This window comes from Aeromonas sp. JL9 (genome assembly GCF_024436075.1).
GTDB classification, from domain to species: domain Bacteria; phylum Pseudomonadota; class Gammaproteobacteria; order Enterobacterales; family Aeromonadaceae; genus Aeromonas; species Aeromonas veronii.
This window is the reverse complement of the sequence record NZ_JANFNV010000044.1, coordinates 6,800-24,062: the sequence shown is the minus strand read 5'-3', so window position 1 is coordinate 24,062 and position 17,263 is coordinate 6,800. Positions and strand designations below refer to the sequence as shown.

Here is a 17,263-nt window from a genome sequence, read left to right as displayed (position 1 = left end):
GAAGTCAGAAGTCAGAAGTCAGAAGTCAGAAGTCAGAAGTCAGAAGTCAGAAGTCAGAAGTCAGAAGTCAGAAGTCAGAAGTCATTATGCTGTGATATGAAAAAGGCTTTCTGTCACTCTTCGTGGTGTACTGCTTACCCTGCTCTGGATTACGAATTCAAGCTTATGTCAACCGAAGCAGCCTGAGTTAAGGCGGTATTGTAATAACGGGAAAATGGAATGGCGTAAAGAATAATATAAAGCATTCTTAGCTATAGATAAAAATACTTTAAGGGGTAAGCATGTTGGCATTCAATAATTTTTTAAGAATGATTTCTAAAAGTGAACATTCAGGAGCTAATCTCTGTCGCATCGCAATAGGTGTGGTATTTATATGGATCGGATTGTTGAAATTCATTCCCTATGAATCAGAAAGCATCACACCCTTTGTTGCAAACAGTCCCTTTATGTCTTTCTTCTACGAGTATCCAGAAGAATATAAATCGTATCTAAATCATGAAGGAGAATTGATTTCGAAAAACAAGGCGTGGCATAAGTTGAATAATACTTATGGTTACTCCAATGGACTGGGCATTGTTGAAATAATTTTTGCAATATTTATTTTAGCCAATTTCAAATTCCCATTACTTGGTCTTGTGGGTGCGATTATGGCTTTTCTAACTCCATTTATCACTTACAGCTTTTTAGTATTTACACCGGAGACATGGGTTCAAAATATGGGAGATTTACATTATGGCTTCCCATACTTATCTGGAGCAGGCCGGCTGGTATTAAAAGATATAATGATGTCAGCCTGTGGCTATGTTGCAATGATTGATTCAGCTAAGACGTTGCTCGCTAATAGACGTTGATTATTCAACTACTGCCTACATTTGCCACACCTTATATAGGTGTGGCCTTTTAGGCTCACTCCTTATACGCTGATATATATCACATCACTATAAATACAATCCCTGCCGAGTTGTATGCATCAAGTCCCTGTCGATAAACGGTTACACTGGCATAGACAAAGGACATTCCTGAACGAGTTTTAAGGGACAGCCAGGCAGCTTGCACACGAATTCATGATTGACTAGGATCGGTACGTACGAGAAAAATTCGAAAAGTGGAATTGAAATTCCTATCGCCCAGCTTCATCACCTTCTTCGTTCAAGGCAGCACTACCATGCAGTCAGACCACGCATTCACCACTATATCGCCGTCACCGCGCAGCTTCTCTAAACTGGTCATCAATGTACCAGCAGGGTATTTCGGCATCATCCTTGGACTTGCGGGCCTCGCCAATGCTTGGCGTGCCGCAGCGCAGGCCTGGCAGCTTCCATCCGGTATTGCTGAACTTATCTACCTCATCGCAGGTATTGTCTGGCTAGCGCTTACTGCCCTCTATATTTCCAAGGCCATGCACGCACCGGAGCAGCTTGCTGCTGAAGCCGCGCATCCTATACTCTGTTGTTTCATTGGCCTCGCCGGTGTGTCCACCATGCTGATTGCGGGCGGACTGTTGCCACATTGGCAAACTGGTGCTCACATCCTCTTTGTTGCCGGCTTCCTCTTCACGCTCGGCTTCGGCGTCTGGCGCACCGGACAGCTCTGGCATGGTGAACGCGAGTCGGGCACGACCACAGCAGTGCTTTACTTGCCGACCGTTGCAGGCAGCTTTATCACGGCAACGGTGGTGACCTCTCTCGGCCATGCCGACTGGGGCCAACTCTCCTTCGGTGCAGGCATCTTCTCTTGGCTTGCAATGGAATCGGTGCTGCTGAACCGCCTGTTGACTGGGCCTACGACGCCGGCCGAACTACGCACTACGCTCGGTATCCAGCTTGCCCCAGCCCCCGTCGGCGCGCTGGCTTACATCGCGGTCAGCGGTGGCACGCCTGATATATTCGCCCATGCTCTAATCGGCTACGGCTTGCTCCAACTGCTGATTCTCGCGCGGCTTTCCCCTTGGATTGCCGAAGCCGGCGCGGTGCCCGGCCTCTGGGCCTTCAGCTTCGGCGTGACTGCGATTGCTGCAGCGCCACTTCGGCTGGTCGGAAATGGCGATAGCGGAGCAATCTCTATACTCGCGCCCATCCTCTTTATTTTCGCCAACGTCTTCATCGCGAGTCTATTTCTGATGACGCTGATGTTGCTCACCTCAGGAAAGCTGTTTTCAGCACCAACACCACCGCCCCCCAAGCAAGCATCGGCGCCCCCAGAGTTAGAATAGTAATCGCCTAGGGGCTGTCGTCATAAAATTGAGGACCATAAATACGTGCATCGGAACTGTACAGCGGCCAAATACGAACTCGTGTTTTTGGTGTATAAGGTCGCAATTCCTCGCCATTGTTTCAGATGAAGAAAGGCGTTCTCCACCTGTACAGATCTATTTATCACAAGACACCGGCCTCAAACCGGTGTCTTGTTTACGCTACTTTAGTGTGCACTTCTTTCGGTATCAATTTCAGACCCTGCTTGAACATGCTGTAGGGCGTCTGTCCCTCCTTCATCCTGCCCTGATGTGGCCGCTGGGTGTTGTAGTGCTCCAGGTAGCTATCCAGGTCTGTCTGCATCTGTTCTACCGACTCATACTAAGTCGTTCTCCCCTTGATACGGAAGTGTTCATCCAGCAATGTTCGATGCAGCCGCTCGATAAAGCCGTTGCTCTGCGGCCTGCGTACCTTGGTTGTCCTGTGTTCAATTCCCTCCAGTTGCAGGAACAGCTCGTAGGGATGATGGTCAGGGCGTCCACAGAACTCGCGCCCGTTGTCCGACAAGATGGTATAGACCCGTGCCTCGTGGGCTTCGAAAAACGGCAGCACCGTTTCATTGAGTACATGAACCGAGGTCACCGGCAGCTTGCTGTGTAGAGCCGCCCCCAAGCGTGGCGGCTATAGCAGTCCAGCACGGTTTGTAGATACACCTTGCCCACGCCCTTGAGCTCAATGCTCTGCTCCCGGTGGGTTTTTCGAGGCACAGCAAGCGGTCGTGTTTGGAGAGCAAGTCGTGCCGTTGCCACACACCACGCACCCCACCGGCACTGACGTTGATACCTTGCAGAGCCAGTTCTTACGCGACCCGCAGCGGGCCGTGAGTAGGCCTGGTGAGGGAGTAATCGAGGATGGCCTGCTCAATCTCGGGAGCGACTCGGTTGGGATGAGCCCCTTTACAGCCGCAATGCTGTTCACTTAAGAGAATTTGAGTTCCAGTCCACGTAGTATCAGGACAAAAAAAGCGAGGGAGGCATGATGCCTCCCTCTTTCTATTGCAAGCCCCGCTGGATAAAGACTGGAGGAAGATAGACTGGACACAGCCTTGCTCCCCAACTCAAATCCAATTTATGAATAATCAGTCAAAAAAGTGCTTATCTGAACAGCATTGCCTTTACAGCCGGGCAGTTTGTCGAGCAAGCCCTCGGCACCATAGGTCTGGTAATTACGACGGATTTCGTAGAAATGCTGACGACTGTAGCCGATGAGCTTGCTGGCTTTGCTGACGTTATTGAGCTCTTTGGCGAGTTCTAGCAGAGGCTGAGTTTACGACGTGCTACTTTCGCGTTGGTGGTCAACTGTCAGGTGAATACCATCTTCATACACCTTGCCTGAAATAGGAGCGAAACGACACATCCTGCCCGACGACATGGCGACCAAGCGCATCCCAATCACCGACAATCACCCCTGCTTTATTGGTAACAAAGGCATGATTGGCCTTCACCCCATGCGCCAACACCTGCAGAGCTTCGCTCGGGCTCAGCTCCCCCCGCTCGAGCAGTGACGATTGCTGGATCTCGCGGTTGAGGCGGCCAGCCAGTTGCACCGCCCCCATCCCTTTGCTTGAGAGGGTAAGTTGCTGCAGATTGTCGCCCTCGCGCTGAATGCGGGTATCCAGCGACTGGCGATACTCCTGCCGCTCCAGCTCCAGATAGAAGGCATCGACCAGCGTGGCCAACATCAGGGAGAGCAACAGCACGGCGGCAATGTGCCCGAAACGGGATTTCATGGTGTGTAGCACGCTCAGTCAACCAGTCCGACAGGAGATGGCAGTGTCGGCGCCAATGCGACAAAGTAATCAAGCAGCAGAGGATCAAACTGACTGCCTCGCCCAGCCATCATCAGCACAAGCGCCTCCTCGCGGGAGAAGGACGGACGATAAGGCCGCTCACTAAGCAGGGCGACATACACATCGACGATGGCCATCAGACGGGCCACCAACGGGATATCCTCTCCCGCCAGGCCATCGGGATAGCCGGTGCCATCCCAGCGCTCGTGATGATGACGAGCCAGTATCCTGGCAAGGTCAAAACCTATAAGTGGCCCATTGGTACGGTTATCGGCACAACGCGCTTCCACCAGGTTCTCAGCAGTAACAGACTCCTCAACCAGCCTCGCCAGCCGTGCGATCGTAACTTCTCCCCACTCAGGATGGCGGAGGATCTGCTTACGCTCTGAAGCAGTCAGCGGCGCTGAGCTGCACTGCACGGCTTCCGGAACACTTAGCATCCCCACATCCCGCAGTAGAGCGGCCTGACAAAGCAGCTCGACATCAAGCCCAGCCAACGCATCCCGATAGTGCAACTGGTTCGCCAGCTGGTAAACCAGCCTCCTAAGGCAGGATTGGGTATACGAGGCATGAGATTGAACCTCAAGCGCACGCTGCTCGGCAAACGTCGCCAGCAACATGATGGCACCTTGCGCAAGGGCGTGGTGAGGCGTTGATTGCCCGGCATGCGGAAACGCCAGTTGATTATGAGATGCCCTCAGTTGATCTGCAGCTCGTTTGAGCATCAGGTGAGTGTCAATGCGTGCCAACAGGATCGGCGGACTGATGGGTTTGGTGATGTAGTCGGCGGCCCCCAGTGCAAAACCCCGCCGCTCATCTTCGGTTTGCGCCATGGCGGTCAGAAAGATCACCGGGATCTCGCTAGTCTGCGGATCAGCTTTCAGCTGACGACACACCTCATGGCCATCCAGATCAGGCAGCATGATATCGAGCAGCACAAGGTCGGGAGGCGTGTCGGCACGGGCAATTTCCAGCGCCTTGCGACCCGTGGTTGCCAGCTTGATGCGGTAGCGTCCACGGAGCAGTGCATTCATCAAATTGAGGGTGCCGGTATCATCATCAACAACCAGCACCACAGGACGCACTGCGTCGAGGGCAAGATGTTCCATATCTCGTGATTCTCCCTGCCATGATGGAAGGCTGCGAACCTTGCCAGCCCTTCTTCACACCATAACGGATCCCCCGGCTGGCAGCCATGACAACCCGATTGAAATATGCGTTCTAACCACAATAGATAGAGCCAAAACGAAAGAAAAAACGGAGACTAGCGGATATTGGATAGTGACCACTGCGCGTATCACAAGAGGGTCCGCGCCAACTGCTGTAGTCACATCAGGTTGATGTTTTAAATCAGCTGGAGATATGTGCCTGCATGCGGATTCAAATCTCTTGCACAAGGTAGTAAAGGTATCAGTTGACCAAGGTCATGCACCCTATATTATCATGCTAAAAATGAGCTGGCAGGATACAGCGACAGATGGGCACATCAGATAGCCATATGGATATAGCAAACATAATTTCTGGCCCCACGCTGGTACTGGAAAAAGATAATGTGCACAGTGATGCGCTCTGCCATCAGTTACGTGCTATTGGCATAAGCGAGATTACGGTAGCAGAGAGTGTCGAGGTGCTGGAACGTTGCATGACTGATGGTCCCGCCGCCATGATCATCTGCAATATCGATATCGACTCAAAGAATCTGCTGACGCTGCTGAAAAAAATTCGCAGTACGGCGCCTCATCACACACTGCCTTTTTTGACCCTGACCTCAGGGACCGATCGCCCATTGATCGAAAAATTCGTCCAAGCGAAAGTCTCTGACATTATTTTGACCCCGCTCAAACCCGATACCCTTAAAACCAGGATCACCCGGCTGCTGTCGGCAACCAGCCAATCGCAACCCCCACTCTCGCAATGCGAATTCGGTCGTTTGCACCGTTTTTCCAACAGCGATCTGGTCGCCAGCAATCAGGACAGCCCCACCATTCTGGTGGTTGACGATGTTCCCGATAATTTGATGCTGATCACCTCGGTATTTCGCAAAGAGTTTCATCTCAAGCTGGTCAAGGATGGCGAAAAGGCGATCAGGATATGCCAATCGGATAATCCCCCCGATCTAGTGCTGCTCGATATCATGATGCCCAATCTGAACGGGTTCGATGTCGCCAGAATTTTGCGTGAACATCCCCACTCAGAACACATCCCCATCGTCTTTATGACGGCACTGGATGATATCTATTCCCGTAAACGGGCGATGAAACTTGGCGCTGTTGATTTTATCACAAAGCCGATCGACATCGAGATGCTGCGTTTTCGCATTGCCAATCTGATGCGGCTAGTACATGCCAGAAGAGATCTGCAAAAAGAGTTCGATCAGATGCTTGAACTCAACGCGCTCAAAGAGAGCCTCGAGTTCAATATCCGCTATGAAATCCGGGAACCCCTGCTCAATGCGCTACACCTGCTGGAAGAGCTGGCAGCCGACTCATCGCTAAACATGATCCAAAAAACCCAGCTATCCATCACCAGAAAATCTGTGACGGATGCTCTGGAATTAACCCGTCTGGCCACCGAGCTCTACAAAATTGAAACCGGCACGTTTGTTTTGAAAGCGGGTAAAGTCCAGCTCTTTGATATTTTCAATCGGCTCTCGGTGCAATTCAAAAATCTCTATGCCGAGAAAAAACTCGATATCAAGCTGACTAAACCAAAAAATTATCTCTATGACGAGCTATTCATCGCAGGCGACGAGTTTCTCTGTTATTCCGCGTTTCAAATCTTGCTACGGCTAGCATGTGACCATGCCGTGCCATCTTCTAGAATAGAGATTGTCTGCCTGAAAAACCCTGACAGCATTATCTTGAATATTGATTGTACTACGGTACTGGATAGCAGTAACGTTCCGTTATTATTCGATAAGAATTCATCACCCAACAGTGAAGAACGTATCAGCTACAATGGCTACCATGGCAAAATTATGCTGGAAGCCCATGGCGCCACCGTAACGGTGTCGCTCGATGAAGAGACCCGGTTGCTGAATATCTCGACGCTCTTCCCTCAAAGAGCGGATTTCAATCCATATCCGGAGTGAGCCGAGTCAAGATGCACATGCTCAGCCGCGACATCGCGATATCGTCGCTAATGACTTTCTGTTTCTGTGGTGGGTGAATAAAGGGCAAAGGATTGCTCGCTTCATTTCCATTAACTGTCGTGATGTGATTTAACGCAACGGGAGATTTCTCATGCACGCAGCAGAAAAGGCGAATACCATAAAGCAAGCCAAGCTCCCGTTTTTATTTTACATCTCACAGCCTCATCAATTAAGGAGATAACATGAATCTCTTTCGCCGCGTTATCCCCTTGTATGTCCATATTGCCCATCTTTTTTTGGGCTTGTTGCTGGTGTTTGCTCTGATCACCCTCGGCCACCAATACCAACAAACTAAAATAATGTTGATGAAGGAAGCAGAAGATAGATTCAGCCTGATCGGTCAACTGACGACTCAAGAGCTGGAGGGGCTGTTTCGACCTGCGGCTCTGAGCGCCAATATGCTCGCCCAGCAGCGCTTGATCGAGGCGACCACACTCAATGCGCGTATGGCGAGCATTCCATTCATGGCGACTCTGCTAACAGGACAGCCATCAGCCAACGGAGTTTATGCCGGCTACCACAACGGCGATATGTTCTGGCTCATGCGCTGGCCTGCCGACACAGAGGTGCAACGCTTGGCCCCTCCCCCCAATACCCGCTGGATCGTGAAAAGCGTCCGGCACCAAGAGACCACAACCCTCACCGATATCTTCGCACTGACCGACAATCTCGCCATCATCGAGCACAAACAGGTATCAGGGCAGCTCTTTGATGCCAGAGAGCGCCCATGGTTTATTCAAGCCAAGCAGGCCGGACGACTGGTGCAAACCCCACCCTATATCTCGATCGATACTCAGGAAATCAACCTGAGTTTTGCCAAACCGATGCAGAACGGGGCTGGCGTCATCGGGGTAGACCTGAGTCTGCGATCCATCGAGCGCTTGCTCAAATCTGCCATGATCACCCCAAATATGCGACTGGCCATCGTCAATGAGATGGGGGAATTGGTTACCAGTCATAAAGGCGGCATGATCATTCACGGTGAGAACGGTGCATATCGGCTAGCCAAGGTCGCTGAGGCAGACCTCCCCATGCTTCAACATCTGATCGATGCCAGCCAACGCCAGAGTATTGATAAACTGACGTTCCAATCAGAAGGGCATGATTGGCAAGGGATGCACATTGAGCTGCCGGAAGCGGATGAATCTCAGCTATCACTCTGGATTGCGGCGCCTGTCGATGAGTTGCTGGCCACCGCCATCACCATTCGCAATCAGACCTTCCTTCTGTCAGGTTTTTTTCTGATCCTGGCCCTCTTCGCCGCCATCGTGCTGGCCAGAACCGCCGCTAGGCCCCTCGATGCCCTGACGCAAGAGGCGGAGAAAATTGCCAGCTTCGACTTCAACGACCCAGTCAGGGTCAACACTTATATTGCCGAAATCATCGATCTCTCCCAGGCCATGGGTAACATGAAATCGACAATTCAGCGCTTTTTGCAGCTTTCCACATCACTATCCAGCGAGACCAGCTTCCCCCGCTTGCTGGTGCGGCTACTGACCGAAATGCAGCAACTGACAGGAGCAACAGGCTGCATGCTCTATCTCTCCGATAACAGTAACAAAACGTTGGAACTGGCAGGATTGTGCTGGAATGGCGAGGTACAGGAACAGAAACCAACTCACCGCATTGGCACTTCCAACCAGCCAAACCATCCGCTGTTCCGGAGCTTGCAGGGAGTGGAACTTGAACCCGTTGCATTGGTCACCAGCGAATTGCAGATCCTGTTTCCCTACATTGAGGAGAGCGACACTCCACTGACCTTCTGGCCGATAGCCCTGAAAAATCGCGATGGCCAACTACTCGGCACCCTGGTGTTTCTGATAGATGAACAGAAGAAGCCCCTAACTCCGCAGCGGATGGCATTTGTCAAAGCGCTCTCCTCCACCACCGCCGTGGCGCTCACCACCCAGCGACTGCTGGAGGAGCAGCGCAATCTACTGGAAGCCTTTATCCAGCTCATCGCAGGGGCTATCGATGCCAAGAGCCCCTATACCGGTGGCCACTGTCAACGAGTCCCCGAACTAACCAAGATGCTGGCAGAAGCGGCATGTGAGGCCAAAGATGGCCCCTTCCAACACTTCTCGCTCGATGAAAAACAGTGGGAAGCAATACATATTGCGGCCTGGCTGCACGATTGCGGCAAAGTTACCACCCCGGAGTTTGTGGTCGACAAAGCCACCAAGCTGGAAACCCTGTGTGATCGCATTCACGAGGTCAGGATGCGCTTTGAAGTGCTGAAACGGGATGCCGAGATTGCCTACTGGCAGGCACGTCTGCATGGGGGTGATGAGACCGAGTTACAGGCCACGCTGCAAAAACAGTGGCAACAGCTGGATGAAGAGTTTGCCTTCATCGCCCGCTGCAATGAAGGGGGCGAATTTATGGCCACAGAAGATATTGCAAGGCTGCAACAGATCGCAGGCCGTACCTGGCAGCGCACGCTCTCCGATCGGATGGGTATCTCTCAGGATGAACTGGCACGCAAACAGCGGGAAGCGGAGTCACCGCTGCCGGTCACCGAACCCTTGTTGGCCGATCGCCCGGATCACCTCTTCACCCGCAGCAGCCGCGACCGCCTTGCCCCTGACAACCCTTGGGGATTTCAGGTCAACACCCCCGAATACCTCTATAACCGCGGCGAGCTCTACAACCTCGCAATCCGCCGGGGCACCCTCACTGACGAGGAGCGCTACAAGATCAATGAGCACATGATCCAGACCATCATCATGCTCGACAAACTCCCCTTCCCCGCCAATCTGAAACAGGTGCCGGAAATCGCAGGGGGACACCACGAGAAGATGGATGGCACCGGTTATCCCAAGCGGCTGAAACGGGACGAAATGAGCATTCCCGCCCGAATGATGGCCATCGCTGATATCTTCGAGGCGCTGACCGCCGGCGATCGCCCCTACAAGAAGGCCAAGTCCCTTTCGGAGGCCATACGCATCATGGGATTCATGCAACAGGATCACCATATCGACCCCGAACTGTTTGCCCTCTTTCTCCGCTCCGGCGTCTACCTGCGCTATGCCGAACGATACATGAGCCCAGAACTCATCGACGAGGTGGATATCACACCTTATCTGGCCAGCAACGTCTCCCATAAGGTGTAAAACTACTTATCACTGAAGAGGCCGCAATAGCGGCCTCTTCCTTTCATATTGCTACTACCAACCATGCAGGCGCACCACTTGGTGCACTAAATTAACCGTGATGCTGATGACTGGGCTCCTCTGGCGCAAGCAACGACTCACTCGTTTCACTACAATTAACAGACTCGTCCAGTGATGTCATGTGGTGTTCATCATTTATCCCGTTCACATGATCATCAATGAGCGCTTCGACCGGCGGCATTGGCGGCATCACCTGCGCCCCCCCCTCAACGTGAATACCCGCAGCATCCAGATAACCCGAAACCTGATCAGCAAACGGATGCCCGTCTGACTTGTCTCGCTGCGCAACATCGGACAGGTCGGCAAACTGCCAATAATCCACTACATGAGACGCTATGCTCATCGGTTGCTCGTCATTGATATCAACGCCTTTTGAATCACCATCTGACGCTGTCATGTCTGCCAAAATAGGTATCAACTGTTGTGGTGCATCATGCTCGGCAACGGGAGTGACCTCTATATTCACTTGATCGGATTGGCTTGGCGGCATATCCGTAAGATCAACACTCTGTTCATCAGATGCGACAACTGGTACTGGCGCAGGCATGACATTTAGCGACAATTCACCAACGGTCCATTGATCGGACCAGGCCGTGAAGCCATTGCCGTTGGGCAGCATCACCTGAATGCTGTGCATGTCCCCGGTGTTGTGCAGCCACATGCGCGCGGTGTCGACGTCCTGGCCGCTATCGCTGGCAACGACGATATGGTGACCCTGGGCATGCCAGAACAGCACATCACTCATGTGCAATGTGGCGGCGTTTTCGGCGGTCGGGGTGAAGCTCTGCACCAGATTGCCGGCGGCATCGATCACCTGTACGCGCGCGCCGGCGATGCTGAGATCCAGATTGGCAAAGGTGGCGAGGTTGCCCTTGTCCAGCTCGTCGGCCAGGGCCTGGTACTGGTAGCCGCCAGCCCGGACGGCGGCCAAGATCCCGGCAAACAACTCATGCCCGCCGGTCTGCGCCTGGTAGGCATCCCAGACCTGCGGCAAGGCAACATGCTGGACAGTGACGCTGTCCGCCGGCGCACTGAGCTGGCCGCCACCCGGTGCGCCGCTGACCTCAATCTCGATGTCATGGGCGGTGCCATCCACGCTGTGCACCGTCACCTGTTCGGTGAAGTGGGAGTTGGGCAGCAGGTGCATGACGAAGGGGTCGCTTTCGTCGACCCGGTAGCTCCAGTGGCCTTGGGCATCGATGCTCAGGCGGCCGAAGCTGCCATTGACCGTGCCAGCCCGGAAACCGCTCTGGCCGGCATCGTCATCGCTAGCGTGCAGATCGCCCGAGGCCTCGGGATGCACGCCGGCTTGCACACTGCCGCTGTCCACGCCATAGATGGAGGTGCGGTCGTCACGGCCCGTGATGTGGACGTTGAGCATCTGGGTGGCCGTGGCCCCGGCACTGTCGGTGACGGTGATGGGGATGGCGATGTCACGGGTCTGGCCCGCCCCCAAGCTCTGGTAGTCATGGTGGCTGGGGTCGAAGCTGTAGCTGCCGTCGGCATTAAGCGTGAAGCCGCCCACTGCATTGGGCGTGCTGAAGCGCAGCGCATCGCCGTGGTCCGCATCCTGAGCCACCATCTTGCCGTGCAGCTGACTGCCATCCTCAGTGACCGACTGGCTCTGCGCCTGCAGCACCGGCGCGTCGTTGCTGCCCTGCACGGTGACCGTCAGCACATGGGTCGTGCCATCGACGCTCTTGACCGTCAGATGTTCGCTGAAGCTCTCGCCGGCCTTCAGGGCCTGCACGGCGGCATCCTTGTTGTCCAGCGTGTAGGTCCAGGCGCCGTTGTCCTGCAGACTGAAATGCCCGTGCTGGGCTGACACATTGGCCTGGGCGATGAAATGCGCCTCGCCCGCATCGGGGTCGACGATGCTCAGCTGGCCGCTGGCCACAGCACTGCTGCCATCCTCGCTCAGGCTGCCGCTGGTCGCGCCGCTGATCACCGCACCATGGGCCGCCGAGGTGACGGTGAGGGTCAGGTTTTGCGTGCTGGTCGCACCCGCGCTGTCGGTGACCGTGATCGGAATGACTACATTCTGCGATTGTCCACTTGTCAGATGCTGGTAGGCCGCACCCGAGGGGTCGAACTGATAGCTGCCATCGGCGTGCAGGGTAAAGCCCGCCACCGTGGCCGTGGTGCTGAAGCTCAGGGCATCGCCAACATCGGCATCCGTGGCGCTCATATGGCCCTGATAGAGTGCACCGCCGCCGTCCAGCGCCTGGCTCTGCGCCGTGAGGACCGGCGCATCATTGCTGCCGGTGATGGTGACGCTGACGGTATGCGCCGTGCCGTCGACGCTGTGCACCGTGAAGCTGTCGCTCAGGGTGGCACCGGCCTTGAGCTGCTGGATGGCGGCCTGGCTGCTGTCGACGCTGTAACGCCAGTGGCCGTCGTCATCAAAGCTGAATACGCCATAGCTGCTCGCAGCGTTGGCCTGTGCCACGAACACAGCTTCACCAGCATCGGCGTCGGCCAGCAAAAGCTGACCCTGGGTTTCGATACTGCCGGCGGCGCTGACGTTCTGATCTTCCACCACCTTGCCGGTGTCGGCCCCGCTGATCACCGCGCTGTCGTTCTGACCGTGGATGGTGATGTTGACCGCATGCGGCGTGCCGTCGGCACTGTGCACGGTGATGGTGTCGATCAGCGTTTGGCCGTCTTTCAGCGCTTGAACATCGGGGCGGCTGCTGTCGAGCTGGTAGACCCAGTCGCCGTTGACATCGATGCTGAAGCGGCCGTGCGCCGCGTGGTGGTCGGTTATCGGCTGCATGGACGACTGGCCCTTGTCGGCGTCTTGCACCTCGATGAAGCCTGAGATTTGCTGGCCGTTGTCTTCCAGCACATGCGCCGCGTCGTAGAGCACCGGGGGCATGGCCGGCACAAAGGCGCCGCCTTGCACCGCGCCGCCGCTGCTGGCCGCCTGCATGTCCGGGTACAGCACAGCGGCCGCATTGAAGGGTCCGCTGAAACCGGTCACATATTGGTTGAAGCCCGACATCTTGTCGGGGTCGCCGGCGTCGTGAGGGAAGACATTGACCGGCATGCCGGTGGCGTCCACCAGCACCACTTCATAACCCTGGCCCTTGTTGTGCCAGTTCCTCAATTCCATCAGCGGCACCGTCGTCATGCCGCCTACAGCGTGGTAAACGCTGGCCAGACTGCCGTCGGGCGCGCGCAGCGCCACGCCGGTGTTGGTGAAGGACATTTCCGCCGTGGCGTAACTGCGCGGGTCGGTGTTGCCCAGCAGCACCTCGGCCATGAACTGGAACTCGCGGTGCGGGCTGGACAAGAGCTGCACGCCGATGATGGTGTAGACATCGGCCGAACTCACCTGCGCGGCCTGGGCCTGCGGCACAAAGGCGGCAGCATCGTCCTGCCCCTGAATGGTGACGGTGATGGTGTGCGGCGTGCCATCGGCGCTGTGCGCGGTCAGGGTGTCGGTCAGCGATTCGCCGCTCTTGAGCTGCTGGATGGCGGGGTTTTTGTTGTCAGCTTCATAAAGCCAATAACCGTCCGCATTGAGGGTGAAGCGCCCGTAGGCCGCCTGCACCCCGTTCTGCTGCTGGAACTGCAGGAGCCCGGCGCTGCCATCGGGGTCATCGGCATGCAGTTGGCCGGTGACATGCAGATTGCCATAGCCATCGACATTCTGGTCTTCTGTCACCGTCCGCTGATCGTCGCCGGTGATGACGGCGGCGTCGTTCTTGCCGGTGATGGTGACGCTCACCTGTTGCTGGCTGCCGTCGGCGCTAGACACCGTGAAGGTGTCGGTGACCGTCTGGCCGTCCTTGAGGGCGTGCAGCGCCTGCTTGCTGTTGTCGAGCTGATAGCTCCACTGCCCATCGTCCAGCAGCGTGAAGCTGCCGTAGCTGCCAGCCGTGCCGCTTTGCGCCACGAAATGGGCCTGGCCATCGTCCGCATCGCTGATGCTCAGCCGGCCGCTGGCCGATTGCGCGGTGGCTTCGCTCAACGCGGCGCGGACATCCCCGGCGATCACGGCGCCGTCATTGCTGCCGGTGAGGGTGATGCTCAGGTCCTGCACCGCAGTTGCGCCCATAGGGTCGGTGACGAACACCGGGATCACGAGGGTCTCGGTCTGGCCGGCGGCCAGATGCTGATAGGCCGCGTTGGACGGGTCGAAGCTGTAGCTGCCGTCGGCGTTCAGGGTGAAGCCAGCCACCGGCTGATCGATGCGGAAGCTCAGGGTGTCGCCCGCATCCGCGTCGCTGGCGTGCATCTGGCCGCTGAGCAGGGCGCCGTCCTCACTCACCGACTGGCTTTGCGCCAGCAGCACAGGGGCGTCATTCTTGCCGTAGACCGCGACCGAGACCACATGGCTGGTGCCATCCGCACTGGTCACCATGAAGCTGTCGGTCAGCTGGGCGCCGGCCTGCAGGTTTTGCACCGCCGCCTGGCCGTTGTCCACGCTGTAGACCCAGTGGCCGCTGGCATCGATGCTGAAGCTGCCGTAGGTTCCGGCCACATCCTTCTGCGAGTTGAAGTGGTTCTCGCCGGCATCCGCGTCGCTGATGCTGAGCTGGCCGCTGGTCTGCAGCTGGCCGGCGTGATCGACGCTGATGTCGGTGACCGAGATGGTCAGCGAGTCGCTGACATCAGGCACGGCTCCCGCCGCGCTCAAGGCGGTGGGCAGGCCGTCGATGGGCACCTGGCCCATGGGGTTGTTGGCCTGGTTGTAGTGGGACAGGCCGCGGAAGTGCAGCTCCATCACGTTGCCGCTGTCGTGCAGATAGAAGCCACTGCTGCCGCCGACGTTGCCGTCCAGCACCAACTGGGCACCCGGGTGGCTCTTCAGCAGGTCCACCACCTGACCGATGCTGATGTCGTGGCCGAACATGCCGAGATCGCTGCCGCTGGCCAGCACATGGCCGTTGGCATCCACCACGCTCGGGTTGCCGCTGGTGAAGGCCAACCTCACGGAGCCCAGGGCGCCGACATCCCCGGCATCGATGGCGTGGCCGATCAGGTTGTAAGGCGCCCAGTTGCTCTTGAGCGTGCTGACGATGCTGGACCAGATGTCGTGCCGGGGCTCGTCCGCGCCCTGGATGCTCAGGCTCAGGGTGTGGGCCGTGCCGTCAACGCTGTGCACGGTGAAGCTCTCGGTGGCGCTTTGCCCGGCGTGCAGGGCCTGCACAGCGGGGCTGTTGTTGTCGGCCTTGTAGACCCAGCTGCCGTCTGCACTCAAGCTCAGGTGGCCGAACTTGCCGGCCAAGTCGGCGAGGGGCGTGAACTGGTCGCCGCCGGCGTCAGGCGTGCTGGCATGCAGCTGGCCGTGGGCCACGAGCTGGCCGCCGCTGACGTTCTGGTCCTCGGTCAGGGTCTGGTGGTCCTCACCGGTGATGACCGCCGCATCGTTCTTGCCGGCGATGCTGATGTTGACCGTGTGCGCCGTGCCGTCGGCGCTGCGCACGGTGAAGCTGTCGGTGACGTTCTGGCCGTCGCGCAGGGCCTGCACCTCGGGCTTGCTGTTGTCGATCTGGTAGTGCCACTGGCCGTTTTCATCAAGGCTGAACTGCCCATAGCTGCCCGCCGTGCCGCTTTGCGCGATGAAGTGGGCCTCGCCATCGTCGGCATCGGCCACCGTGAGCTGGCCGCTCAGTGCATCGGGCCGGTCTTCCTGGGTGGCGCCGGTCTCGACCCCGCCGAAGGTGGCGGCGTCGTTGGCGCCCCTGAGCAGGATGCTCAGGGTCTGCGTCGTGCTAGCCCCCGCGCTGTCGGTCACGATGATGGGAATGCTCAGCGTCTCGCTCTGGCCGGCAGCCAGGTGATGGTAGGCGGCATGGCTTGGGTCAAAGCTGTAGCTGCCATCGGCGTTCAGTGTGAAGCCGTCCACCGGGTGCCCCAGGCTGTAGCTCAGGGTGTCGCCCACATCGATATCGCTGGCGTGGAACTGGCCACTCAAGGCAGCGCCGCCCTCGGTGGCAGTCAGCAGGCCGCTGTCACCGGCTGCCCCGGTGCTGGTACTGGCCTGCCAGGCGTGGAAAGGCGGCCAGATGTGGACTTGGTTGACGTAGAGGCTGGCCTGGCCCTGCGGCCCGGTGATGTGGCTGGGGTCACCGGCATCATGGAAGCTGAGGTCCAGCCCGGTCGTGCCCTTGGGCCCGAACACGCGGAACTCGTGGCCGGGGCCCTGCTGCTGCCAGTCCACCAGGGTCTGCAGCTTGAACTCCTGGCCGGGAGCGAAGACCTGGGCCGCCTGCCCGTCCGGCCCGATCAGTGCCAGGCCACCCAGGCTCACCGTGACGCAGGTGTTGGCATAGGCGCCAATCGGGATCTGTCCTTGCAGGATCTGCTGGATGTCCAGGTACTGCGCGACCCGGCTGAAGCCGATATTGTTGATGACCAGGGGCAGGACATCGCCCGATTCCAGCTCGGGGTGGTAGTCCGGCGCGACCTGCAGATGAAACTGCGGCGCGTCGTTGCTGCCGGTCAGCGTCACCATCACGGTGTGCTGGGTGCCATCGGCAGCCTGCACGGTGAAGGAATCGGTCAGCGTGGCGCCGACGCCCAACTGCTGGATGGCCTTCTGGCTGTTGTCGGCGCTGTAGCTCCAGTGGCCCTGCGCGTCCAGGCTGAAGCGGCCAAGGCCGTAGCTGCCCAGCACATCGGTCTGCGGGATGAAGTGGTCTTCGCCGCTGTCGGCGTCGGTGATGCTCAGCTGGCCCGAGGCCTGTAACTGACCGGACTGGACGGCCTGGTCCTCGGTCACCGCGCCGGTGAAGGCACCGCCGATAACGGCGCCGTCATTGGCACCGGTGATGGTGAAGGTCAGGTTCTGCGTGTGGCTGGCCCCGGCGCTGTCGGTGACGGTGACCGGGATCACGAGATCCAGCGTCTGGCCGGCGGTCAGGTGATGGTAGGCGGCATTGCTCGG

At 57.1% G+C, this 17,263-nt stretch carries 7 protein-coding genes and 3 pseudogenes; 4 read left to right on the top strand and 6 right to left on the bottom strand.

Annotation, left to right across the window (positions count from 1 at the left end; all coding sequences use genetic code 11):
• Positions 1-281: 281 nt before the first annotated feature.
• Together rclC and tehA are read left to right on the top strand one after the other, a co-directional pair.
• Positions 282-851 carry a reactive chlorine resistance membrane protein RclC gene (gene rclC, locus NOM06_RS19800; protein ID WP_255912886.1) on the top strand — a complete coding sequence of 190 codons (570 nt, stop codon included), beginning with the start codon at positions 282-284 and terminating at the stop codon, positions 849-851.
• 254 nt (positions 852-1,105) lie between these two features.
• On the top strand, positions 1,106-2,212 hold the full coding sequence (gene tehA, locus NOM06_RS19795) for a dicarboxylate transporter/tellurite-resistance protein TehA (protein ID WP_255912885.1): 1,107 nt from the start codon (positions 1,106-1,108) through the stop codon (positions 2,210-2,212).
• Between the two features lie 20 nt (positions 2,213-2,232).
• On the opposite strand, the pseudogene NOM06_RS19790 reads toward tehA, so the two are convergent.
• From NOM06_RS19790 to NOM06_RS19770, 5 genes and pseudogenes are all read right to left on the bottom strand, one after another.
• Positions 2,233-2,358, bottom strand: a pseudogene (locus tag NOM06_RS19790) (IS5/IS1182 family transposase); the annotation flags it as partial.
• Between the two features lie 50 nt (positions 2,359-2,408).
• Positions 2,409-3,156, bottom strand: a pseudogene (locus NOM06_RS19785) (integrase core domain-containing protein); the annotation flags it as partial.
• A 215-nt stretch (positions 3,157-3,371) separates the two neighbouring features.
• Positions 3,372-3,550 (bottom strand): annotated as a pseudogene (locus NOM06_RS19780) (helix-turn-helix domain-containing protein); the annotation flags it as partial.
• A gap of 20 nt (positions 3,551-3,570) precedes the next feature.
• On the bottom strand, positions 3,571-3,981 hold the full coding sequence (locus NOM06_RS19775) for a hypothetical protein (protein ID WP_255912884.1): 411 nt from the start codon (positions 3,979-3,981) through the stop codon (positions 3,571-3,573).
• A gap of 14 nt (positions 3,982-3,995) precedes the next feature.
• Complete coding sequence (locus NOM06_RS19770; RefSeq protein WP_255912883.1) at positions 3,996-5,150, bottom strand: HD domain-containing phosphohydrolase; 1,155 nt, start codon at positions 5,148-5,150, stop codon at positions 3,996-3,998.
• A gap of 368 nt (positions 5,151-5,518) precedes the next feature.
• On the opposite strand from NOM06_RS19770, the gene NOM06_RS19765 reads away from it, so the two are divergent.
• Together NOM06_RS19765 and NOM06_RS19760 are read left to right on the top strand one after the other, a co-directional pair.
• Positions 5,519-7,132: a response regulator gene (locus tag NOM06_RS19765; RefSeq protein WP_255912882.1), complete on the top strand. Its 1,614-nt coding sequence runs from the start codon at positions 5,519-5,521 to the stop codon at positions 7,130-7,132.
• A 242-nt stretch (positions 7,133-7,374) separates the two neighbouring features.
• Positions 7,375-10,305, top strand: a complete 2,931-nt coding sequence (locus tag NOM06_RS19760) for an HD domain-containing phosphohydrolase (RefSeq protein ID WP_255912881.1) — start codon at positions 7,375-7,377, stop codon at positions 10,303-10,305.
• 91 nt (positions 10,306-10,396) lie between these two features.
• Here the strand turns inward: NOM06_RS19760 and NOM06_RS19755 are convergent.
• On the bottom strand, positions 10,397-17,263 hold a 6,867-nt coding region (locus NOM06_RS19755), incomplete at its 5' end, for a VCBS domain-containing protein (RefSeq protein WP_255912880.1).